This is a genomic window from Desulfosarcina sp., from assembly GCF_033791525.1.
Lineage (GTDB): Bacteria > Desulfobacterota > Desulfobacteria > Desulfobacterales > Desulfosarcinaceae > Desulfosarcina.
This window is the reverse complement of the sequence record NZ_JASJGN010000053.1, coordinates 1-22,488: the sequence shown is the minus strand read 5'-3', so window position 1 is coordinate 22,488 and position 22,488 is coordinate 1. Positions and strand designations below refer to the sequence as shown.

Annotated in this window: 19 protein-coding genes; 3 read left to right on the top strand and 16 right to left on the bottom strand. The window is 55.7% G+C overall.

The features are described 5' to 3' along the window. The 11 genes from QNK41_RS02740 to QNK41_RS02690 all read right to left on the bottom strand — a co-directional run. The coding region (locus QNK41_RS02740) for a cbb3-type cytochrome c oxidase subunit I (RefSeq protein ID WP_319253505.1) at positions 1-790 on the bottom strand (790 nt) is incomplete at its 3' end. Between the two features lie 26 nt (positions 791-816). After that, entirely contained in the window at positions 817-1,446 is a 630-nt protein-coding gene (locus QNK41_RS02735) for a cytochrome c3 family protein (RefSeq protein WP_319253503.1), read from the bottom strand. A 128-nt stretch (positions 1,447-1,574) separates the two neighbouring features. Then, positions 1,575-2,792: a hypothetical protein gene (locus QNK41_RS02730; RefSeq protein WP_319253500.1), complete on the bottom strand. Its 1,218-nt coding sequence runs from the start codon at positions 2,790-2,792 to the stop codon at positions 1,575-1,577. A 29-nt stretch (positions 2,793-2,821) separates the two neighbouring features. Continuing rightward, positions 2,822-3,334 carry a DUF3341 domain-containing protein gene (locus QNK41_RS02725; RefSeq protein WP_319253498.1) on the bottom strand — a complete coding sequence of 171 codons (513 nt, stop codon included), beginning with the start codon at positions 3,332-3,334 and terminating at the stop codon, positions 2,822-2,824. Further along, positions 3,324-4,643 (bottom strand): NrfD/PsrC family molybdoenzyme membrane anchor subunit, encoded by a 1,320-nt coding sequence (nrfD, locus tag QNK41_RS02720; protein ID WP_319253496.1) that lies wholly within the window; start codon positions 4,641-4,643, stop codon positions 3,324-3,326. The genes QNK41_RS02725 and nrfD overlap by 11 nt, the downstream gene beginning before the upstream one ends. A gap of 39 nt (positions 4,644-4,682) precedes the next feature. Then, positions 4,683-7,628: a 4Fe-4S dicluster domain-containing protein gene (locus QNK41_RS02715; RefSeq protein WP_319253495.1), complete on the bottom strand. Its 2,946-nt coding sequence runs from the start codon at positions 7,626-7,628 to the stop codon at positions 4,683-4,685. Positions 7,629-8,027: 399 nt separating this feature from the next. Next, positions 8,028-9,062 carry a hypothetical protein gene (locus QNK41_RS02710; RefSeq protein WP_319253493.1) on the bottom strand — a complete coding sequence of 345 codons (1,035 nt, stop codon included), beginning with the start codon at positions 9,060-9,062 and terminating at the stop codon, positions 8,028-8,030. Further along, positions 9,059-9,766, bottom strand: a complete 708-nt coding sequence (locus QNK41_RS02705; RefSeq protein ID WP_319253491.1) for an ATP-binding cassette domain-containing protein — start codon at positions 9,764-9,766, stop codon at positions 9,059-9,061. The genes QNK41_RS02710 and QNK41_RS02705 overlap by 4 nt, the downstream gene beginning before the upstream one ends. Beyond that, positions 9,757-10,914 carry a hypothetical protein gene (locus QNK41_RS02700; protein WP_319253488.1) on the bottom strand — a complete coding sequence of 386 codons (1,158 nt, stop codon included), beginning with the start codon at positions 10,912-10,914 and terminating at the stop codon, positions 9,757-9,759. The genes QNK41_RS02705 and QNK41_RS02700 overlap by 10 nt, the downstream gene beginning before the upstream one ends. Further along, positions 10,911-11,201, bottom strand: coding sequence for a hypothetical protein (locus QNK41_RS02695; RefSeq protein WP_319253486.1), 291 nt, complete (start codon positions 11,199-11,201; stop codon positions 10,911-10,913). The genes QNK41_RS02700 and QNK41_RS02695 overlap by 4 nt, the downstream gene beginning before the upstream one ends. A gap of 136 nt (positions 11,202-11,337) precedes the next feature. Then, on the bottom strand, positions 11,338-11,901 hold the full coding sequence (locus tag QNK41_RS02690) for a nitrous oxide reductase accessory protein NosL (protein ID WP_319253484.1): 564 nt from the start codon (positions 11,899-11,901) through the stop codon (positions 11,338-11,340). Between the two features lie 469 nt (positions 11,902-12,370). Between QNK41_RS02690 and QNK41_RS02685 the strand changes: the two genes are divergently transcribed. The 3 genes from QNK41_RS02685 (at position 12,371) to QNK41_RS02675 (ending at position 17,827) form a co-directional block, all read left to right on the top strand. Beyond that, entirely contained in the window at positions 12,371-13,060 is a 690-nt protein-coding gene (locus tag QNK41_RS02685) for a sulfite exporter TauE/SafE family protein (protein ID WP_319253483.1), read from the top strand. A 354-nt stretch (positions 13,061-13,414) separates the two neighbouring features. After that, entirely contained in the window at positions 13,415-16,789 is a 3,375-nt protein-coding gene (locus QNK41_RS02680; RefSeq protein ID WP_319253481.1) for an adenylate/guanylate cyclase domain-containing protein, read from the top strand. Between the two features lie 96 nt (positions 16,790-16,885). Further along, positions 16,886-17,827: an NADP-dependent oxidoreductase gene (locus QNK41_RS02675; RefSeq protein ID WP_319253479.1), complete on the top strand. Its 942-nt coding sequence runs from the start codon at positions 16,886-16,888 to the stop codon at positions 17,825-17,827. A gap of 380 nt (positions 17,828-18,207) precedes the next feature. Here the strand turns inward: QNK41_RS02675 and QNK41_RS02670 are convergent, their stop codons facing one another. From QNK41_RS02670 to QNK41_RS02650, 5 genes are all read right to left on the bottom strand, one after another. Next, entirely contained in the window at positions 18,208-19,200 is a 993-nt protein-coding gene (locus tag QNK41_RS02670; RefSeq protein WP_319253477.1) for a questin oxidase family protein, read from the bottom strand. Positions 19,201-19,377: 177 nt separating this feature from the next. Next, the gene (locus tag QNK41_RS02665; RefSeq protein WP_319253475.1) at positions 19,378-19,578 is read right to left on the bottom strand and encodes a hypothetical protein; all 201 of its coding nucleotides are present in this window, start codon (positions 19,576-19,578) and stop codon (positions 19,378-19,380) included. Positions 19,579-19,844: 266 nt separating this feature from the next. Beyond that, entirely contained in the window at positions 19,845-20,087 is a 243-nt protein-coding gene (locus tag QNK41_RS02660) for a phage integrase central domain-containing protein (protein ID WP_319253474.1), read from the bottom strand. Positions 20,088-20,363: 276 nt separating this feature from the next. After that, positions 20,364-20,837 carry a hypothetical protein gene (locus QNK41_RS02655; RefSeq protein WP_319253472.1) on the bottom strand — a complete coding sequence of 158 codons (474 nt, stop codon included), beginning with the start codon at positions 20,835-20,837 and terminating at the stop codon, positions 20,364-20,366. Positions 20,838-21,012: 175 nt separating this feature from the next. After that, positions 21,013-22,488: HAMP domain-containing sensor histidine kinase (locus QNK41_RS02650; RefSeq protein WP_319253471.1), on the bottom strand; the 1,476-nt coding region annotated here is incomplete at its 5' end.

Sequence of the window (22,488 nt, the reverse complement as noted above, 5' to 3'; positions counted from 1 at the left end):
GCACGGGAACCTGCAGCAGATGATGGGTGCCCACATGGGTGTAGACGACGATCAGCGACCAGAAGCCGATCAGGGAAAGGGTGTGGCTGTAGAGCGGACTGCGCGTGGCCAGGGGCAATACGTAGTAGGCCACCCCGAGGGCCAGGGGCGTCAGCAGGAGGCCAAAGATGTTGTGGCCGTAAAACCAGAGCAGAATGGCATCCGGAATGCCCAATAAGGCGCCGCTGTCCGGTTTCCAGATCACGTTGCCCAGGCAGTATCCCACGGCCGTCAGTATCACCGCGGCACAGGCATACCAGATGGACACATACAGGATCGGCTCCTGGCGCCGGTGCACGGTCATAAAGAGATTAAAAATGACCAACCCGAACAGGCCGGCGATCATCATGTCCACCGCCCAGGGCAATTCGGCGTATTCACGGCCCTGGCTGTAGCCCATGCCCAGGCTGACGACACCAATGACCAGGGTCAGATTCCATAAAATGGCCGTGACCACCCCCAACCGCTGGCTGTACAATTGGGTCCGCAGCAACCGGGGCGTATAATACAGGGCCGCGGCCAGCAGACCGGGGGTGACGAAACCAAACAGCACCAGGTTGACATGGATGGGTCGGACGCGCCCGAATTGGAAAAATTCGATATTGGCCAAGAAGTCGGGTGCAATCAGATAGCCGGCTGCGATCATGCCAAAGCTTGTGGCAAAGGCAAACCACACCGCAGAAGTTAAGGTAAACGCTTTTGCAGCAGCCTGGCTGCCGAGTTGCTCAGTAATCGTGATGGTGGAGGCCATTGAATTCCTCATTCATACATGGTGCTTTAACTGTGGCATGCCAGCCAGCAATCCAGGTTGACTTTTTTCTCGCGGTGGCATTGGATACAAAAGCCCATATAGAAGCGTTTGCCTTGCAGGCGGTCCATCTGGCGGACCTCTCCGTGGCATGCCTCGCAGGCGATCTCTTTTTTGATATGCCGCTGGTGATTGAACAGCACATGTTCAGCCACTTTGTACACTTTTACCCATGGCGTGGGTGTGTTGGTGTTGTAGTAGTTATGCTCTTTAAGGATCTGCGGGTGGTTGGCGATGATGTAGTTGTGGCAGTGCAGACATTTTTCCACCGGTGGCAGTCCCGGGTTTATCGAGCGACCCACATAGGAGTGGCAATAGTAACAATCGATGGCCTTGACTCCCGCGTGTAATTGATGGCTGAACGGGATGGGCTGCTCCGGATAGATCCGACTCCCCGGCGTAGCATAGAACAAAAAGAGCAATCCAAGCACTAAAAATACAGAAAGGCCGATCAAGACCAGCGGCCCTCGGTTGGTCCACATGCGCCATAGGGTATCGCCGAAGGCCGTAAAAAAGCGCATGGGACGGCCACGGGTACCGATGAGGATGGCGATCACCACAAGGGTTAGCAGAGCAAAGGAAGTTATCAGGATTTCCATATTGAGGGCTCGGATATATAGGTGTTTAGACTGAAGGTATAAGGCATAAGGGCCCGCATAGACCGCCTGTTCTCGGGTTTAACCATCATTTCGACCATCCCACAATCATGATCTCAACCTTTCTATATTCAGTCGATCAATTGTTCCTGTCGTGACACCAGCAATTCTGGAAACTGTTTAAAATAAATGGTGACGGCAGCGGCCAGCAGACCGAAAAAACCGACGGCCACGGCGGCTTCCACCCAGCCCAGGGGAATGTATTGGGCATGGTGATGGAAGGAGGGGCCCAAGAGCAGGTAGTGCTCCAGCCAGATGCCGGCCATGACCGCCAGGCAGATCACCGTCATGGCCCTGGGCATGGTTTTGATCCGTCGGTTGAGCAGGATCAGAAATGGGGCTATGAAACAGCCGATGAAAACGGTCCAGGCCAGCACGTTCCAGGGGGCGGCCATGGTGCGCTCGATTACATAGGCGGTCTCTTCGGGGATGTTGCCGTACCAGATCACCACGAACTGGGCATAGAAGAAATCGGCCCACACCAGGCAGAACGCGAAAAAGAGTTTGCCGATATCGTGAAACTGGTTCTTCTCGACATGGTAGCCGTTTCTACTGCTCAGGTGTAAAATTGAACTCAGGACGATCAGGGCCCCGAAGCCGATGAAAACGGCTTTAACAAAGGTGTAGGCGCCGAAAAGGGTTGAGTACCAGTGCGGGTCCGTGGCCATGACCAGATCGTAGCCGACCAGGGAGAGGACCAGGGCGAAGGCCAGCAGGTAGAGGATGCCGAAAACGGTCATGCGGCTGGCCAGGCGCTTCTCATCCGGCGGATGTTGATCCCAGCGCGCCAGCAGCCAACGGCCGAAGGGACCCGAGGCGCCCCGGTCTTTCAGGGTAAAATAGAGCCGATGGTACAAAAAGGTCAGGCCGAGGCCATACAGCAGGCACAGCCCGAAAAGATCCCGGCCGAACATGAACGGCACGTTGAGCCAGACCTCCTTGCCGTGCAGGTCTTCGTGGAGCCAGGGAAAGATGTGCTGCTGGCCGAGAAACAGGATGACGAACAGGACCAGGGAAACCGGGAAGAAGGCGGTAAAGGATTCGGCCACGTCCGTTAGTGGTCCGCTCCAGCGGGCTTTTACCGTGTGCATGAGGGCCGAGAAGAGCACGGCACCCTGGGCGATGGCCGAGAAAAACAGAAAGTTGAGCAGATAGGCCTGCCAGGCCCGGGCCGGGTTGCCGACAAGGGCCACCGTGATGAAAATCAGAAACCCGGCGGCGGTCAGGCCGTAAAAGATCTTCATCAGCGGCAGTGGATTTTCCTGGTTTTTTGATGGTTGCGTAGACATGCTCACCTTTCCATCATCTCTTAACGCCTTTAAACATCATTTGTTTTAATTTCGGCACCGTTTGTCTCGAAGAAACGGGTCAGTTCGTCCTGCTCGTCTTCACTGCAACAGGCCAGAACTCCGAATCGATCCCCGGAAAAGCGCTCATCGTAGTGCGCCGGGGTTTCAAAACGCGGTAGGCGCGCCTGGGAGATCAGCCCGAGCACGTTACCCAAGACAGCGAACAAAATGGTGAATTCGAATCCCACGATGAAAAAGGGCACCAGCGCCACCACCGGTTTGCCGCCGACGATCAATGACCAGCGTAGGGAGGTGAAGGCGGCCAGGAAGAATCCGGTGAAGAACCCAATGATACCACCGGCCAGGGTAAACCAGCCCACCCGGCTCTTGGGGGGCTCCAGGGCGTGTTCGATGGCGTGGCTGGGAATGGGGCTGTAAACCTGCTCGATGATCCAGGGCGTCTCGCGCAGCCCGTCGATGGCCAAAGCGGCACGTTGTTCGCTGGAAAAAATGCCCATGATGGAAACCGTATCAGCCGGCATGGGATTCTCCTTCCTGCAGGGTTTCTTTCATCTCTGTCATGGAGACCGACGGCATGTGCTTGACAAACAGGACGAAGAGGAAAAAGAAGAGGCAAAAGGCGCCGATCATGATGCCGAATTCGACCAGGCTCGGCGCATAGAGCCCCCAGGCGTGGGGCAGAAAATCGTGGGCCACCGAACCGACGATGATCACGAAGCGCTCATACCACATGCCCACGTTGACCAAAAGCGAGATGACAAAAAGGATGCGGATATTGGTGCGCACCTTTTTAAACAGCAACAGTAGCGGGACGATGGTGTTGCAGGTGACCATGATCCAGTATTCCAGGGCGTAGTCCCCGAAGGCCCGCCAGCGGAAGGATTCCACCTCCACCGGATTGTGGCTGTACCAGGCGATGAAGATTTCGGTGGCATAGGCAAAACCCACGATAAGGCCGGTGAAGACGATGGTCTTGGCCACGCTTTCCAGCACGTGCGTGGTGATGATGGCCTCGTATTTGAAGATGATGCGCAGGGGGATCATCAGCGTAAGCACCATGGCCAGGCCCGAATGGATGGCCCCGGCCACGAAATAGGGGGCGAAGATGGTGGTGTGCCATCCGGGGATGACACTCAGGGCGAAATCCCAGGAGACCACGCTGTGCACCGAGATGACCAGGGGGGTGGCCAGGGCGGCGAAAAAAAGGTAGCCGCGGGTGTAGTGGCGCCAGATTTCCCACTCACCGGTCCAGCCCAGGGAGATTACCTTGAAGATCTTGTGCCGCAGCCCGTGGCTCCGGTCGCGGATGGTGGCCAGGTCCGGCAGCATGCCGGTGTACCAGAACAGGCTGCTGACCGTCAGGTAGGTCGAAATGGCCACCACGTCGAACATCAGCGGCGACTGGAAGTTGGGCCACAGGGTGCGTTGATTGGGAACCGGCAGCATGTAGTAGACCATCCAGACCCGTCCCAGGTGGATGAAGGGAAACAAGCCGGCGGTACACACGGCAAAGACGGTCATGGTTTCGGCTGCCCGGGCGATGGGGTTGCGCCACCCGGCCCGAAACAGGTGCAGGATGGCCGAAATCAGCGTGCCCGAATGGGCTATTCCCACCCAGAAGACAAAGTTGATCAGGTAGGTTCCCCAAAACACGGGGTTGTTCTGGCCGCCGACACCGATGCCCACCAGGATCTGATAGGTCCAGCATCCCGCACCCAGAAGAATCCCGGCAAAGAGCAGGGCAACGAGCACCCAGTAGCTGCGTTGGGGCGGTGTCAGGGTATCCAGAACCGTGTTGTCAATGGACTTGTAGGTTAGTGTCTGCTCCATCGATACCTTTTATCCTATTCCGGATGAATTGGACTCGATTTAAACGGTCTGAGTCACTTTTTTAAGGTAAATCACCGCCGGCTTGGTGTTCACGTACCCCAGCACCTGATAGGCCCGCGGATCCTTGATCAGTTGGCTTACCCGACTGGTCTTGTCCATGAGGCTGCCGAAGGTTAAAGCACCGGTGGGACAGGTCTGGGCGCAGGCCGGCACCACCTCGCCGTCGCGGATGGCGCGGTTTTCGTTTTTGGCCACGTTGTGGGCATCCTTGATCCGTTGGATGCAAAAGGAACACTTCTCCATCACGCCCTTGCTGCGCACGGTGACGTTGGGGTTGAGCTGCATCGGAAGAGGCTCGGGTCGCTCCCAGTCGAACCAGTTGAAGCGTCGCACCTTGTAGGGACAGTTCTGACCACAGAAACGGGTGCCGATGCAGCGGTTGTAGATCTGGTTGTTGAGCCCCTCCTTGGAGTGGTGGGGCGCATAGACCGGGCAGACCGCCTCGCAGGGGGCATTGTCGCAGTGCTGGCACATCATGGGCAGGAAGGTGAGCCGCGCCATGTCTGCCGGATTTTGGTAGCACTGGATCTGCAGCCAGGCCATCTCCCGGCCTTCAAGAATTCGCTTCTCTCCGACGATGCCGATGTTGTTCTCCGCATAGCAGGCCCCCACGCAGGCCGTGCAGCCGATGCAGCGGTCCATGTCCACGATCATGGCCCAGCGGTAGCCGTCATGGTCGTGGGGGGGGTAGAGATCCCGTTTGGGATCGTAGCCTTCGGGCAACGGCGGCGTCAGCGGGAAGCTGTCCATGGTCAGTCCCGGTTTGTCGTGGCTGTCCTGGTGGCCGATCTGGTCGATGGCTACGGTGGGTGCGATTTTACGGCCCAGGGCCAAGCGGTGGCCCGAGGTCGTGGCTAGCGCCACGCTTCGGCCGCTTTTCTCCAGGCTCGCCAGCGGTGTGGCAAACGACGGTGCCCCGGCGTCGGCGTCGACCGATGGATCCAGTATGGCCAGGGGATTAACGCCCTGGCCGCTGCCCCAGCGTCCGAACACGCTGTGGCCCTGCCCGGCAGACACCACGACGGTTCCCGGAAAAACGCCCGCATAGGCTTTAACCGGGGCCTGAATTTCCCCGCTTTGGGTCTTCAGGGTAACGACATCCCCATCCTTCATGCCATCGGCGGCCATGCTATCCGTATTGATCAGGGCCGTGGTTTGCCAGGGGATCTGGGTCAGGGTATCCGGGGTTTCGATCAACCAGGGCCGGTTGGCACCCCGGCCGTCGAAAAAGCGGATGGAGGGCGGTGCCATGAGCACATATTCATCCGATGGCTCCGGTAGGGTCGCCAGGTAGGTTTTCAGGGTCGCCGCAGCTCTCAGGTTGGCCTTGGGGCTACCGCTCGTGGCGCGGTCATCGCCGAATCGTCCGCCTTTCTGGATCGTCTTCAGCCAGGTGGTAGCGGTTTGACTGTCCTGGCCGGTCAGGACGGTTCGGGTCACCATGGACTGGTAGTCGGCCGCCGGCCGCTGGTCGGGCGGGAGCAGATTGAGCAGCAGGTCCCCCAATGCCGGCGCCTGTGTGATCTTTCCCATGGTGGGCTGCAGGGTGGCCAGCGCGGCCGTATTGCTTTCATAGGCGTCCCAGGTTTCCAGGGCCATTTGTACTGGCACGATCAGATCGGCGGTGGCTGCGGTCTCATCCATGAAATTGCTAAAGGCCACCACGAAGCGCTTTTTGTGGCTCAGGGTTTTGGCGATGCGGCTGCCGCCGGGTATGGAGAAGACCGGATTGACGTTGTTGAGCAAGACCAGTTCCACGGATTTTTTATCCATGGCATCGAATGCGTCCAGGACGGTGGACCGACGGTCGGCGATCTCCACCCGGTGACGGTTGTTAAAATCGAACAGGGACAATTCAGGGTTCAGGGCCAGGTTGAGAAAAAGGGCGGCCAGTTCCGCGGCAACTGCATGGCTACCGGCACTGCCGGCGCCCGTGCCCAGAACCAGGGGCTGTTTTGCCGCCAGCAACTGACGGCCGACGATGGTCTGGTCTTCAACGCTGACGCCCGACATGCGGGCCACTGCTTCGGGGGTGTAGGTCTCGGTTACGACGGCCAGGGCATCGCGCAGGTTGCGGTTCACATTCCGACCGTTCTCGTCGCCGGTCACCGTGCGAATCAGTCCCATGATCACTGCCGCCTCGGTGCCCGGACGGCAACCGATCCAGCGGTCGGCATTGGCGCCGGTCAGCGACTGGAACGGGCTGACCTGGACAAACACGCCTTTGCTGCCGTTGCTCAACATGTGCATGGCCTTGAACTTGCGGGCGTATTCCACCGGTGAGAGCCAGGTCTCCAGAAAGTCGGCGCCAAACCCGACCAGCACATCCGCCCGGTCCATCTGCAGCACAGGCAGGGCGGGGCTGCCAAAAATCTGCTGGTGGGCAAATTTGAGCGCTTCATGGGCAAGGGGTTCGAAGACAATGGGCGATTCGCCGTTAAACGCTTGCAGTACCGCGGCGAACAGGTCCAGTTGGGTCTGGCCGACGACCTCGGTGACCATGGAGATACGGCCGGTTCCGCGATTGGCTGCCGCCCGGGCCTTTCCCCGGATCAATGCCTCGGCTTTTTCGAAAGGGATTTCCTGCCACCCATCCTCCGTCTTCAGCCGGGGCATCCACAGTCGGTCGGGATTATAGAGCCCCTGCAAGGCCGCCTGGCCCCGGATGCAGAGCGTTCCCAGGTTGACCGGGTGCAGGTGGTTTCCTTCCAGTTTGATGATCCGGCCCTCACGGTTTTTGGCCAGCACACCGCAGCCGGCCGGGCATTCCCGGCAGGTGGATGCATACCAGGCTTCCTTGCCGGTGACCATGTCTTCTGTGGCCCGGACCATGGTGAACAGATTGTCTTCGGGTTTGGCTGAGCAGCCGGCGGCAACGGCGACGCTGCCCATGGATGCAATCTTGAGAAATGTTCTGCGATTCATGCGTAATGCCCGTTCGTGCCAGGTTTCCCATGCCGATGACATGGGTGGACCGGATCCTTCACCCATCCTGTAGCCGATGGATGGCTTATTGTCAGTTAAAGTTACCATTCGCCGCAAGTGTTGCGGCCATGGTGCTGGTGAACGTCGGGGTTAAAATGATTTGGAGCAAAACTATCGCCACGATAGCAAAAGGCAGTTAGGGTGTCAATCGCGTAAAGTGAGAGGCAGGGACTATCGGTAGGCGATCAATATGCAGGGGGAAGACCACTTGTCAAGGATTGAAGGATGCAAGGAAGGCGGTCACGGTGAAGATTTTAGGGGCCACTTTTTCATCGTTGAACATGATTGCCGAGCCGGCCCAGTTCTCATCTGCTATCTTTGGATACTGCCCGGTGCAGATCAGAGGGAACCGTCCAGCCAGGTGCCGGTTCGCAGGCGCCAGGCGATAGCCGGCCCTGCAGTTAGAACCGTGAAAACCACCAAGATTATCGCGATTCGCCAGGCGGACCGTCGGATACGCCTGCAGGCCGGATCGGTCAGGACCGGGTATCGGCAGCGGGTGCGCGCGGCCAGCCAGAGGGCGATGCTTTCCATGACGACGACGGCCATGCACCCGAAGATGATGAACCCGGCACCATAGAAATCCGGCAGAAACAGGCACCAGGGGCAGGGGTGGGAGAGGACTTGGTAATAATAGGCTGACCACACCTGTTTTACGGCAACCATTGCTGCGATGCCCCAAAGGGTCGCGATGATGGCCATTATTACGCCAGACGTGCGGTGCGGGGATCGAATCGCTGTCACCGCCAGGGCCAGCAGTGCCGCACTTCCCACCAGGCTGAACCCGAGGCAGACCGGCACGAGCGATTTGATGACAGTGGATTCGGATGCGCCGGTCAGCACCTGATCGTATACCGCCGCGCAGCAACTGACCGGGGGGACGTTCTCAACCCGCATCAGGGCCTGCCAGGAGAAGCAGACGGCCAGTACGAAAAAGGGGGCGGCGCTGAGCATCACCCGCGCTCCGGCCTGGGTCAATACCCCTTGGGGATGGTGACTGTCCAGGCCATCCAGCACCCGCCAGCCATATAGGACGATCAGGGTGAGGCCCCAGAAAATCATGGCCCGGCTGCCGTCGGTTCCCATGGCCTGCAGGACACCGGTTCCGCACATGGCCCCGGGAACCATCCGGTGCCAGACCCCGGCAATGCCCACGAGACCCAGCAAGCCAGCAGCTGCCAGGCAGCCCAGGGCCCAGCGACCCAGAAGCACGGCAGATTCAGCATGGCGTTCCCGCCGCAGCTGATCGATATCCGCACGCGCCGGGGTCCAGTTGAGCATCACGTCCACAGCCTGAACGGCACCCGTTGCATAGAGCAGTCCGCCGGTTGCCGCCGCCACCCAAAATGCCCAGACGAGAGGGTGCCAGGTCATGGTGATTCCTGTTTTGCGGCGTTCTCGGTCAATGTCCCTGAGGCCAGGTGATACCGCCGGTCAATTTCATCGGATGACCGCAGCCGCGGGTCGTGGGAGCAGATGACCACCGCCGTCCCTTCACGGGCGGTGCGGCATAGTTGCGCACGAATCTGCGCTGCATGGTGGTCATCCTGGAAGGCTGTCGGCTCATCGGCCAGGATGAACCGTGGACTGGCCACCAGTGCCCGGGCGATGGCCAGGCGCTGGCGCTGCCCGCCGGACAGGGTGCTTGTCGGGGCATCGGCCAGCACCGACAGGTCGGCGTCAGCCAGCTGCCGGAGAATTTCCTCCTGCATGCGGGACCAGGCGATCTGCCTCGGGATCATGGGCAAGAGGAGGTTCTCCGCCACGGTGAGGTCCGGTATCAATGCCAGATGCTGGAACACGATGCCCACCTGCTGCCGCCAGGGGTCGCGGTGGCGGGACGGCCATCGGGAGACGGGCAGGCCGTCGGCCCACACCTCGCCTGCCGTGGGGCGCAGCAGGCCGGCCAGCAAATGCAGCAGGGTGCTCTTGCCGCTGCCGGTATCTCCGCTCACCAGGCTGACCGTACCCGGAGAAAATACCGCCTCCACCGATTTCAGCACGAGCGGTTCATCGGTGTGTTTTCCGGGCCACCGGAAATCCAGCCGGCGGCAGGCCAGCCCCGCATTCAGTTCCATGGATCTGCCTGCAGCATGGTCCAGGGGGCATCGGTTGCCGCCCGGACACTGGTGAGACAAACGGCGGCCAGGAAGGGCAAACCCACCAGTGCAACGATCTCCAGCATGATCATAGCGGCTCCGCTGCTGACAAGGGTCAATGCCGCCAGGTGCTGGCCTCCCGTGATCCAGTAAGCGGTGACACCGGCAGCGGGCGGATAGAAGACGGCGGCGTAAGCCGAGGCCAGACCCAGCATCACAGCCGGAGTCCCCACGATCATCGCCCGGATGACTTGGAGCCGTACAATGTCCGCGGTGGTCCATCCCAGCGATTTGAGCAGGCCCCAATGGGCCCGCTGGCCGGTATGGTCCAGCACCGTTCCCGTAATGATCAACAGCAGGGCCAGCAGAGCCGGGATGCCGGCGACCACCGCGATGCCGCCCGATCGAACGGCCTGGGTGCGATGGCGCAGGGCACTGGCAGTGCGATCGGTGATGCGTACGGGCCATGGAAAGGCGGCGGCGAGATCAGCCTGGATGGCCTGCTCCTCTTCTCGTCGGAACAGGTGGACGGCCAGGTCGCTGGCCTGGCCAGGCGCCAGTCCCAATAGGTGACGCGCATCGTCCGGAGTGATCCATACGAGGTCATGGGTGGCCAGACTCGTGTCGGCCGGGAAGAGATCGATGACCGTGACGGTCAGGGGATGACGGCTTCCAAGGTTCAGGCGATTCTCCGGCAAGGCGCGGGCCACTCCCTGACCCACCACGGCCTGGCCGGCTGACGGGATTTTCATTCCGTTCAGCACGCTTTCGGGGACGACGGCGGTGGAAGCCATCACTGTAACGGGGCCCTCGGGGCCTGTCACCACACCCCACAGGCGGGGGGTCGGATCGAGCACACCGGGAACGCGTTTCGCCAAGGCCACCGCGTTGTCGGCGGGGATGGGCGCCCACCCGCCGCCGTCGATGCGCCGGATCACCAGGTCCGGAGACTGGTCCAGGAGGCGCGCCCAGGTCGCGTCCATCGCCTGGCTGAAGAGCAGGGCCGTGGCGATCAGGAAAACCAGGCTGGCCAGGCAGGCAAACAGCAGCATGGACCGGCCGGCATGGCGCTGGACGTCCCGTGCGGCCCAGATGGCCATGGGCGGATATCGGGTTTCCGAGATCATGGGGCGGTCACCAGGCCGGCGGAAAACCGTAAATCAACGCCTGGATGCACCGTCTCCGGGTGGCGCATGGGGCTGCCGGCGGTCCACAGTGCCGGTGCTGACAGGGTCATCGCTTTCATCCATGCGCTGGCGCCGCCGTCATCCTGGTGGGCAACCCGCAGCAACAGGTCGGCGGTTGTGGCGAGCACGAGCAGCATGCTGGCACTGACGGCGACCATCAACAGGCGCCGGGCGCCGCGGCACGGTGCCGGCTGCCGATGGTTTTTTTCTTCAGGCGGGGTATGCATGGTCTAAGGTTCCGAGGTTCAGGGTTCCGAGGTTCAGGGTTCAAGGTTCAGGGTTCAAGGTTCAGGGTTCACCGAAAATCTCAGCCAAAGTTACCATTAACGGTGAACGCTGAACGGGTGAACGATTACCGCCGGTTCAATCCGTTTTTTCCGCCGGCAGCTCGCGGCGGCTGATCGTTTTCCACAGCGCGTCATCGACCTGATCGAAGGTGAATACGGTTTGGCTGCCATGGCGGTTTTTGAAGGTAGCCAGTTGGGCGGCATCGCCCAGGGCAATGATGGCCGGCCCCATGGGGCCCACCACATCGGACCCGGCCACCCATGTGGCTGTGCGCCCGTCGATGGGCTGGCCGGTAAAGTAGTCCCGGACCACCAGGCGATCAATTTCCATCTGCGGTTTGCCGAGGTAGACCGTCGGCCGAAGCCAGGTCCTGAGCAGGCAGCCGTTTCCGCAAAAGTAAAAGGTCTCGCCGCTTTCCAGGGTCATGGCGGCGGCCGTCTGGGGGCGCCGGGCTGGAAACATGGCGCAGACCGGACAGCGGTCGGATTCGCTGAGGGCCATCTGCCCGTCGGCCGAAAGCGATTTCAGTGCCGGGACCGGTCCGCCATCGCCTGACTGAACGGCATCTGAAACCAGAATCAGCGCAGCCGTCACGAGGATTGACGTCAACCATCGTTTTGCGTGGGATGAGAATTTCAAACCAATGCCTCCCTATCTTTGTTAAAAAGCTGAAAGGACCTTTAATATAAACGACACTGCTGGTTGTAATCGATTGGGAACGAAAAAAAGAGCGTGTAAATGTAAACGCTTTTGTGCGAAACTGCAAGAGATTGAGGGATTGAGGGATTTGGGGATTAAGGGATTTTTTATCAGCCGCCGTTGATAATCTTGGTTAAAGATTAAAACTTGATAAACTCGTAAAAAGTTGCCTTTCCGACGGATTCGTAAAAATCCCGAGATTAAGGCTTGCGGGCCGCGAAAGCGAGCTTAGGCGAGCGAATGGCAAATCGACCAAGATCCTTACGGCGAACATTCATGTTCCATCCTGAGAATACCGCTATCGCGGGTGCCGTAGGCAGCGTACTTACGGTACGCCGCAGTGACGAAGGATGAAGCGTAACGCAGATATCGGGTTTTTTACGAATCCGTCAAACTTATTGGTGAGCGGATGACAACGCCGATCGATATGATTGCCCTTTTCATGCTGGGCCTGTTGGGTACCGGTCATTGCATCGGCATGTGCGGGCCCCTGGTAGTGGCCCTGCCCGGACAGACCGGACGGTTTTCGGCTCACCTGGCCTACCATGCCGGCCGGTTGATCACCTACAGTGTCATCGGTGCATTGATGGGCGCTGCCGGCGGCGGACTGATTGGCCTGGCCTCGGCCGTCGGCGGGAACCCGATAGTCTGGATAAGCCGGGTGCAGATGGGTGTCAGCCTATTGGCCGGACTTTTCCTGCTGTTTTTCGGCCTGTCCCGCCTGGGATTGGTCGCCGAACCCCGATGGCTGGCCATTGCCGTTCCGAATCGGATGCCCGGTTGGCGGCGCCTCATTTCTCGGACCGCGGCCCTGCGCAGCAACCTGGACCTTTTCCTCATGGGATTGATGTTGGGCGGTCTGCCCTGCGGGCTCTCCTATGCCGCCTTTGCCAAGGCGCTGTCCGGCGCCCAGGTGCTTTCCGGGGCTCTGATGGCCCTGATCTTCGGTTTGGGCACCCTGCCGGGGCTGCTGGCCGTGGGAATCGGGGCGGCCGTTTTTTTGAATCGATTCAGACAACAGGCGGACATTCTGGCCGGGCTGATCATGATCGGCATGGCGGCGACCCTTATCGTCAAGGCATTTGAGACGGTAGTATAAGGCCAGATTCCAACAACCGGATATCCTTTGAAAAGGATTGATGGGCGCAGATGCTTTGACGATAGTTAAAATGATCGATCTACCCGTAAAAGAGTTGACCACCAATCATTTTTCGAAAAATCAGGCTTTCTTGTTCACATTGCGGTTACTGCTAAACTGCTTATTATCATTCCCATATGGAACAGCAATAAATCGTCTACTTATTTTCGATGCTGCCCTAAGAGAGAGTTCTTATTATAATTGATAATAGACTACAGGAACTCCTCAGATTTGACACCCACGATTGAGTGAAAGCCGACTACAAAAAATGGGTTTAAAATTGTTTGCAACACCCAAAATTCGGAGGGTTGACGAATGATATGTTTTGCATGCCAATCCGATAATCGTGAGGGCGTCAAGTTCTGTGAAGAATGCGGCACCGAGATCGCCCTTGTATGCCCCCGTTGCGACCACAGGATACCGGTGGGTAAAAAATTCTGCGGTGAATGTGGACAAAAACTTGGCAGGGATGAGGTCCCTCAACCGGAGGCGGTAATCGATTATAACCGGCCGGACTCCTATACCCCAAAATTTATGGCGGAAAAGATTTTGACCACCCGGGGCAGCCTTGAGGGTGAAAGAAAACTGGTCACCGTATTCTTTTCCGATGTCACCGGGTTTACTTCCCTTTCTGAAAAACTGGATCCCGAAGCGGTTCATCAGATCATGGATGGGTGCTTTAAGATTTTGATGCAGGAAATCCATAAATATGAAGGGACCATTAATCAATTCACCGGGGACGGTGTGATGGCACTCTTCGGCGCTCCCCTGGCCCATGAGGACCATGCCCAGAGGGCATGTCATGCCGCCCTTGCCATTCAAAAATCTCTGGCCGAGTACGGTCGGAAGGTTCAAACGGAGTTCGGGTTGGATTTTAAGATGCGAATCGGTCTGAACTCCGGACCGGTTGTTGTGGGTGCTATCGGCAATGACCTTCGTATGGATTACACGGCAGTGGGGGATACGACGAATCTGGCCGCGAGAATGGAAAGCCTGGCGGAACCCGGGGGCATTCTTATTTCGGACAGTACCTATCGACTGGTAAAAAAATATTTTGAGTTTGAGAGCCTGGGTGAGGTCGCTGTTAAAGGCAAACAGGCGCCACAGGCGGTATACAAACTCACCCGGGTGAGTGAGATACGAAGCCGTTTGGATGCATCTAAATCCCGAGGGCTCATCGACTATATCGGTCGTAAGGATGAAATGCTTGACCTTCAAAAAGCCTATAATAAGGCCCAGTCGGGCCAGGGTCAGGTAGTGGGTGTGGTCGGGGAGCCGGGTATCGGAAAATCACGATTTGTTTTCGAGATGCATCGCAGGGCGGATGAGCCTTGCCGGTATATCGAAAGCAGATGTCTTCAGTATAGCAGCAGCATTCCTTTTTTACCGGTTCTGGAGATTTTCAGATCCTACTTTGATATTGGGGAGGGGGAAGCCGAGGAGGGGATCAATGAAAAGCTGAAAACCAAGTTAGCCGATCTGGATAAGGATTTGATCCCGTCGCTTCCCGCCTTCAGGCATTTTTTATCGCTTCCTGCCGGAGAACCCCAATGGGAGCGCCTTGAACCGAAAGACAAACGCATCAAAACATTTGAGGCCATCAGGAACTTTTTCATCCGGTTAAGCCAGGATACCCCGCTAATTATAGTGATCGATGATCTTCAGTGGCTTGATAAGACGTCGGAAGAATTTATCAGCTATTTCATTGAGTGGATAGCGAATACGCAAATCCTGCTGCTGTTGCTCTACCGTCCGGAATATAATCATCCCTGGGGAAGCAAATCCTTTTATAAGCAAATCGGGATATATCCACTTTCTGACGATGAAAGTAAGCAGTTTATCCGCCGTCTCCTTAACGACGGTGAAATATCCCAGGCAATTGAACAATTCATTATCGGGCGGACATCGGGAAATCCTCTTTTTATGGAGGAGCTTTTGTACACACTGATTGAAAACCGGACGGTTGTGAAAGAAAGCGGCAGTTATCGAATAGATGAAACGGCGTCCCAACACCAGGTGCCCGATACCATTCAGGGAATCATCGCCGGTAGAATGGACCGTCTTGAAGATAACATCAAGACGACCCTGCAAATGGCCTCGGTGATTGGGCGAAGCTTTGTCTACAAAATACTGCGGACCCTTCCGGGATTGAGTGATGCGCTCAAAACCGATTTGTTGCGGCTCCAAAGCCTGGAACTGATATATGAAAAACGGGTATTTCCGGAACTGGAATACATCTTTAAAAATGTCATTACCCAGGAGGTTGCCTACAACAGCCTTCTTTTCAACCGACGGAAGGCGCTTCACAGAAGTATCGGCATGGCGATGGAAGAGACCTATTCGAATCGGTTGGAGGAGTTTTATGAGATTATCGCGCACCATTTTTCAAAGAGTGATCATCATGAACGAACATTCAAATACTTAATGCTCTCGGGAGATAAGGCCATTCGCAATAATTCGGCTTGGGAAGCCTTCGAGTTTTATAAAAAAGCGTTTATTGTTCTTGAGCGCTATCCGGAGGATGCCGAACAAAAGAAAACCAAATTGAAAATTCTGCATGCCATGATGAGCCCGATGATCATGCTTAATTTCCCTGAGGAGAGCCTGGGGTTTCTCGAAGCGGGAGCAAAACTTTCAAAGGAACGCGATGACCACAAAAGTTTAATCCGCTTTTACAGCAACATGGGCTTTTTTCATTCCGTCAAGGGAAGGCACCGGGAAGGGATCAGGTTTTCGGGTAAAGCCTTTGAGGAGGCGACGGCAATTAATGACCTGACCGCGATGGCCCAGGCCGCACCTGATCTTTGCCTGTCCAATTTCTCGACAGGCCGTTTCAAAAAGGTAATTGAGATAACATCAACAATAATTCATGCAATCCACAAGGCGGAAAAAGAAAAAGATACCTTCGGAGGCCCGGCGATCGTTTATGCGGCCCTCTATTCTTTGTCCGGATTCAGCCTGGCCCATTTGGGTCGATTCGATGAGGGCATGTCCAACTGTGTCTACGGGCTCGAAGCGGCCATGGAATCGGAGAACATCTTCACCATCAGCCTGTGCCGTTACTATGCCGGGATGGTCCTTTTGATGAAAGGTGCCTGGAGTGAGGCCAGCGACTATTTGATGAGTTGCCTCGAGGGTCTGGAACGGGTCGACTTTGTTCAAATCGAAGCCCTTGCCAAGGGAGGATTGGGCGTTGCGGAAGCTTATATTAAAGATCCGATTCATGGAAGAGCACTGGCTGAAGAGGGACTGAGAGCGTTTCAGGAAGCCGGAATAAAGGGGCAGGTAGCAACCCTTCAGTGTTATGTGGGGATGTGTTGCCATGCCTCCGGTGATTATGCAGATGCCCGTTTGTTGATCGATCAATCACTGGCGTCCGCGATTGAAAATAATGAATCGTACTTCAAAGGCAGAGCCTTAATCTGGCAAGGGCGGATGATGGGCAAGTTATCCGATAACGCGCCAATGGAAGCGGTAGCGCGAATCGAAGAAGGGCTTGAACTGCTCACTGAACTGGATACCAAACCGGATATGTCAATGGGGCACTTTTTTTTGGGGGAACTTTATGCCCAAAGGAATCAGGAAGAAGCGGCCAAAACCCATTTAAAGGCGGCTGAAGCGTCGTTCAAAGCAATGAACATGAATTACTGGATAGAAGAGACAGGAAAAATCATGAACCATATTGAATGATGTACGGGGGGCAGACCGAAAGTGCCGAACAAAGGATTCACCCATAGAAAGGGTGGTATTGGGAATAGTCGTGGCCGTAATCAAAAGGAGCACATCATGAAAGCATATTTACTGAGTGAAGCAGGCGGAGTTGAAAACCTTATTCTGAGTGAGATCGAACAGCCCAGTCCGAAAGTAGACGAAGTGCTGGTTGAAGTGAAAGGGATCAGCATTAATCCGGTTGACGTGAAAGTGAGACCTGTCGAGGAAGTCCTAAACTTGATAGTGGGTTCTGAACGTCCGGTTATTCTGGGCTGGGACATCGCCGGCAGAGTTACGGCTGTTGGCGAAGACGTTACCCAGTTTGAACCCGGGGACTTCGTTTTCGGTATGGTCAACTTCCCGGGGCACGGAAAGTGTTATGCGGAGTATGTCGCTGCCCCGGAAGCTCATCTTGCAAAACTGCCTGAAAATATTTCGTTTGAAGACGCAGCGGCTACCACGCTAGCTGCCCTGACTGCCCTGCAGGTTTTACAGCCCAGGGTAAAACAGGGAGACCGGGTTCTCATTCATGCAGGTTCCGGCGGTGTAGGCCATTTCGCGATCCAGATTGCTAAGCACCTTGGAGCAACTGTTGTCGCGACCTCTTCTGCAAAAAACAGGGATTTTGTGATGTCTTTAGGTGCTGATGAGCACATTGATTATCGGGAGCAGAAGTTTGAAGATGTTGCTTCAGGTATCGATTTTGTTCTGGACTGCATGGGCGGAGAGGTCCTCCTAAACTCCCTGAAGGTGCTTAAGGACGGTGGCCAGGTGGTTTCCCTGCCCACGATGGAATTCCCTGAAGATGTGAAAGTTATCGCTAAACAGCGCAATATCGACGTTTCATTTGTTCTGGTTCAGTCGAACGGTACGGACATGAATAAATTAGCAGGCATGCTCGAAGCCGGAGTACTGAAACCGCATGTGTCCAAAACCTTCGCGTTTGAAGAAATCGCAGATGCCCATGCGCAGATCGAATCCGGCCGAACCGTGGGCAAAGTGATTGTTAAGTTATAGGAAGACTTCATGCAATACAGCACCGAACAAGCGCATGGAGAAACGAATTCGGAAACTTCGCCGAGCGCGGTTCCCGAAGCGTCTCATGCGTTACGTTACGAATCCAGATATCCAACTCATCAATGATACGATGGGATTTTGAAAGGTTGTGATACCATATTGTCAAGTATAGGTCAGGACAGGTTAATCTCTATATAGCCACAGCGTATTTGCATTTTGGTTGTCCTTGTACTTTCTGCTCTATCCCCGCCCAGGATGAATGTTGACACCGTACGAAATATTGTGGTGCAGTGGGGTCATCCTTTTTTTCGATCGGGCCATCTTTTACACAGCCCTCGGATACGGCCAGACAGAATGATTTTTGGCTTAAGCGGATCGATTCATTCGATCTGGTTCAAGGCAACGTCTTTTAACCCGTCATGCGGACATACCTGATACAGCTGATGGCAGGAATATGTCAGCTTCAGGGTATGGACGTCCTTGGATGCCGACCCTTTTCTCAACAATGCATCCCAGGAATGTGCCCTTGCATCGTATGCCTGGTCGAACCGGTCCCGGAGCATTGCGGCCAGGATATGGGTCGTGATGCATGTGGTCAGAATGTCCAGTGCATGCTCGAAATCCAGGAAATGTTCCTTGAGCATGAAAGCCGCATGCAGACCGGTGATGCAATGAAGGACCACAATGTCATGCGTCCGGTTGAACAGGGGAATCAAATGATCCAACAATCCGCGGGCCTTGTCGCCTTCATCGCCTTTGACCACAAAACCCGTCCGCAGATAGTCGTCCGAACCGTACAACGCCTTTAACCGTTTCCCCAGTGAGGATTTGGATTGGATGATCCGCTGGATCGGCGCTGAGCCGGTCAGGCTGTTCATCTCTTCGGAAAACGCGGCACTATCCACTTGGCGGCTGAACATTTTGGCTTCCCTATAGCCCGTCAGGTAGTATGCCAGGGCCCTTGCGACTTCATCCGTGGATTCCGGTTCCACTCGATACCCTTCCACGGCATATCCGAGCCTGATCAGTGAGTGAAACAGCCCCGAAGAGATGCCCAACGGATAAGTCTTCAGCGTCTGTTTAACCATCTGTCCCACGCCCTTTGAAGCCATCGCTTCGTTGACGAGGTCCAGACAGGGCTCGTACCAATCACGCTGTCCGATGCATGCATCGATGCTGTCCACCGCCGGGTAGTTGGACTGGAGGGGATCGACACTGAAATGGTTTGTAAAATAGGCCGAGTATGTTTCAACCCGGTCCAGATCCCCGGTCATCCGGTAAAGCGCCAGTTGTGCCATCGGTAGGTGATTGATGAACCTGCCTATGTATGGCCGGCATGATTCGGCATGTCGATTGATGATTTCATATAGCATCGTTCCGGTGCCCTTCTCCGCTCTGCACACGCACAACACTGCACCGCGAGCAACCCGCTGTATGTTTTGGAATTGACGCCTCTAACCGGCGGATTGAACACTCCCCACGGCCCCGATGAGCGGGATCTCCGCTTCGCTTCGACAAGCGGCGGGGAATGCGCTCGCTATCGCGGTTCACTATTTCTCGGATTTTACCTTGATCTTCCTCTGCGATGGCTCGTCGCTGCCGTAGACCTCAACATAGGCGTTATGCGAGGGGCATCCTCGCTTCCAGTGATTCCTTACTTGTTTACCGATAAAGGAATCCGGATATTTCCGTCCGATATTGCATCCGGGGCAGACTTTACTCCATCCGGCCAGTATTTTTTTCATTTCCATGATCGACTCCTTTCTTCATGGGCTTTTCACCCGAAGAATATATGCTTTTAGGCGATTGACAAATCGTAAGGGAGTTACAGCAATTGAACATTCCCCGCGGCAAGCGGCGGGGAATGCGAGCGCTATCGCGGTTCACGGCTCAATAAACGATGGGTCAGCAAGAAGGGGCAATCAAAATGTACACTCAACCTGAAGTGTTAATGCGTACATATATATTATTAGCGGATTTTGGTGTCTGTCAAGAATTGATATATGTGTCTGAACAGTTACAAAAATTCAATTAGGAGAAAATCAAGTGATGCGACAGGATCGATTACTATAGGTTTGTTTCCTTTGTTGAGGCGGTTCAGGAAGGTGAGGATGTGGTCCGGGGTGACTTGATCGATGGGGCCATCACCGAATTCTTTAATGTACTGCTTGATGATGGTCCGGTTGGATCGCGCCGTATTTTTTTTAGAATGGGTCTCGTGGTAATCGATCCAGATTTTAGCTGCGTTGGACAGTTTCATGGCCGACCTCCTGCTGTGAAAGGGTTTGAATTCTGGGCGGCGCCCAAGGTAAGCCAATGATATCAATTTGATAGATGCAAATTTGATGAGATCCTTGATAGTTAAATTCGATGGCAAGCTATCTGCTGTTTTTATTGCATGAAATAGATTACGTTTTTTATATCTATTATGCATTTTCAAACGGTTGAGTTCACCTAACGCAATGTAGCGCAGCTGAATCTCGGTCAGGTGATTAAAAGCCGACCACCTGCTTTTGAACAAGTGGCCGGCCCTTTCCTATGCCTGGGTGTCAATGGGGTTGTAAGCATCGTTCTTGCCCTGCAAGGTCTCCAGCCATTCCTGGATGATGCCCTTTGCGTCCTCTTCATCTTCCGATTCGGACAGGGCTTCCAGCAGTTGATCGATGCTGGTATCACTTTCTGCACCATTCTGCCCATATACGCTGGCACCTTGATTCACTCCGCCGCCTTTGGGGGGCGGGGGCGGCCCCATTTCTTCCCTAAGGCTTTCCATGGCGGCATGGGTTTCATCCTGATTGAGTATCCCATCCTCATCCCCATCAAATTCCTCCATCAGGCTGACCACATCGATTTCGGTGCCCGATGCTTCGGCCATTTTTTCCGTCATGGCACTCAATTCATCCTTGTCGATGCCGGCGCTGCCGTCTTTGTCCATGCGATTGAACATCTGCTGCGGGTCTGGACGCATGCCACCCATCATTCCACTCATACCTGATATCCCTGACATCATGATTGTTCCTCCTTTGTTGATGGAAAAATTGAAAAGGAAACGGCCATTGTGGTTTTCCCCGGGTATAGATAACAGCCTGTGTTTCCTATCGCCTTTTCTCTGAGCGGCTTTATAGGAGTTTGGTAACGATCAGGTAACAGTTTGTAACAATTAGCGGTGAGGTGAGAAAAGAGAATTAGGCATTTAAATGGATGGTAACTGCAAACCCTTTGGGTTTGAGGTTGGCCGCTGAGACAGTTCCTTTGCACGTTTCAACACATGTTTTCACGATAGCCAATCCGAGACCCACACCCCCGGAATCCCTATCACGCGAAGCTTCGGGGCGAAAAAAAGGTTCAAAAAGTTGATCAAGGAGATCGTCGGGAACACCGGAGCCTGCATCTTGGACTTGAATTTCGACCCCGCCGTTTCTTTTTTGGGCGTTTACAACAATGGGACCGTCACCCGCGGCGTATTTGACGGCATTTCTCAGAAGGTTGGCAAGCGCACGCGTCAGAAGTTCCGAAGATGCGATAACACGAATCCCTGGTTTAATTCGGACGACAATCTTGGCCGCCGGTGAATTTTCCCGTTTAACTGCCGTTTGAACGACGGGAAACAGTTCGATTTTCTCCAGTTCGACCGTTTTTGACTTCATCTCGGCTCGAGAGAAAGCCAGAAGTTCGTTCACCAGTTTGGACAGATGGTCCACATCTTCCATGACATCGATCACCCGCTGCCGGTTTTCCTTTCCTATACGTTGTTCCAACGCGCCAAGTCCAAACTGAATCCGGGCGATGGGGGAGCCCAACTCGTGGGCCACGTCTCCCAGAAATCGTTTTTGGCCCTTCACGAAAGCGGACAACCGCGAAGTCATATGGTTGATCGCTTTGGCCAGACGTCCAATCTCATCGGTCCGCGGTTCATGAATGGACACATCAAAGCGTCCGTTGGCAATGTCCTCCGTTGCACGGGTCATGCGTGCAAGCGGCCGGGTGATGTTTCTGACCATCGGAATCCAGAGCAGCACTGAAATCAATATCACCGCCGCGGCTACGACCATCCAGGGAAGCGGATCGAAAAAAAATCCGTTGCCTGTCAGGGAATCCGATACAGCCAACAAAATTGCAGTTTCAGGAGGTTGCATGGGGCCAGGGGGTAGCGGGATACGAAGCCCGGACCAGTAACGGGAAGGACGCTGCGTCCGCATCATAAAATGTGGTTTTCCGTCATACCCTTCGGGGGGCATGGGCGGCTTTCTTCCGATGGCCCGATCGTTCGGCGAGCCTCCGCCAGGGAGGTGTTGCGGCAGCCGTTGAGGATCGCCAAGCTCATGGGGCGGTGGAAATGGGCCTTTGGGCGGTCTGCGTCGCAAAGCATCCCTGGCCTGTGCCATTACCGGTTCGGGAAGTTCGCCGTTTGTTGACGAAAAGCGAGATCCGTCTTCGAGCACGATCGTGAAATCCACCCGGTGGATCGCTGCATGTCTGGTAAGCACGTCGGGCCATTTCGCCTTTGGCGTCTGGCTCAAGTCATGGGCAATCAACAGGCCGGCGGTTCGCAGGCGATCTGTTCCTTGTTGGTCGAAAATCGCATACAGACTTACATCCGGCTGAAAAACAATGAAGACCGCCAGAGCAGCGGCGACCAAAATCATGTTCAGAAAGAACCA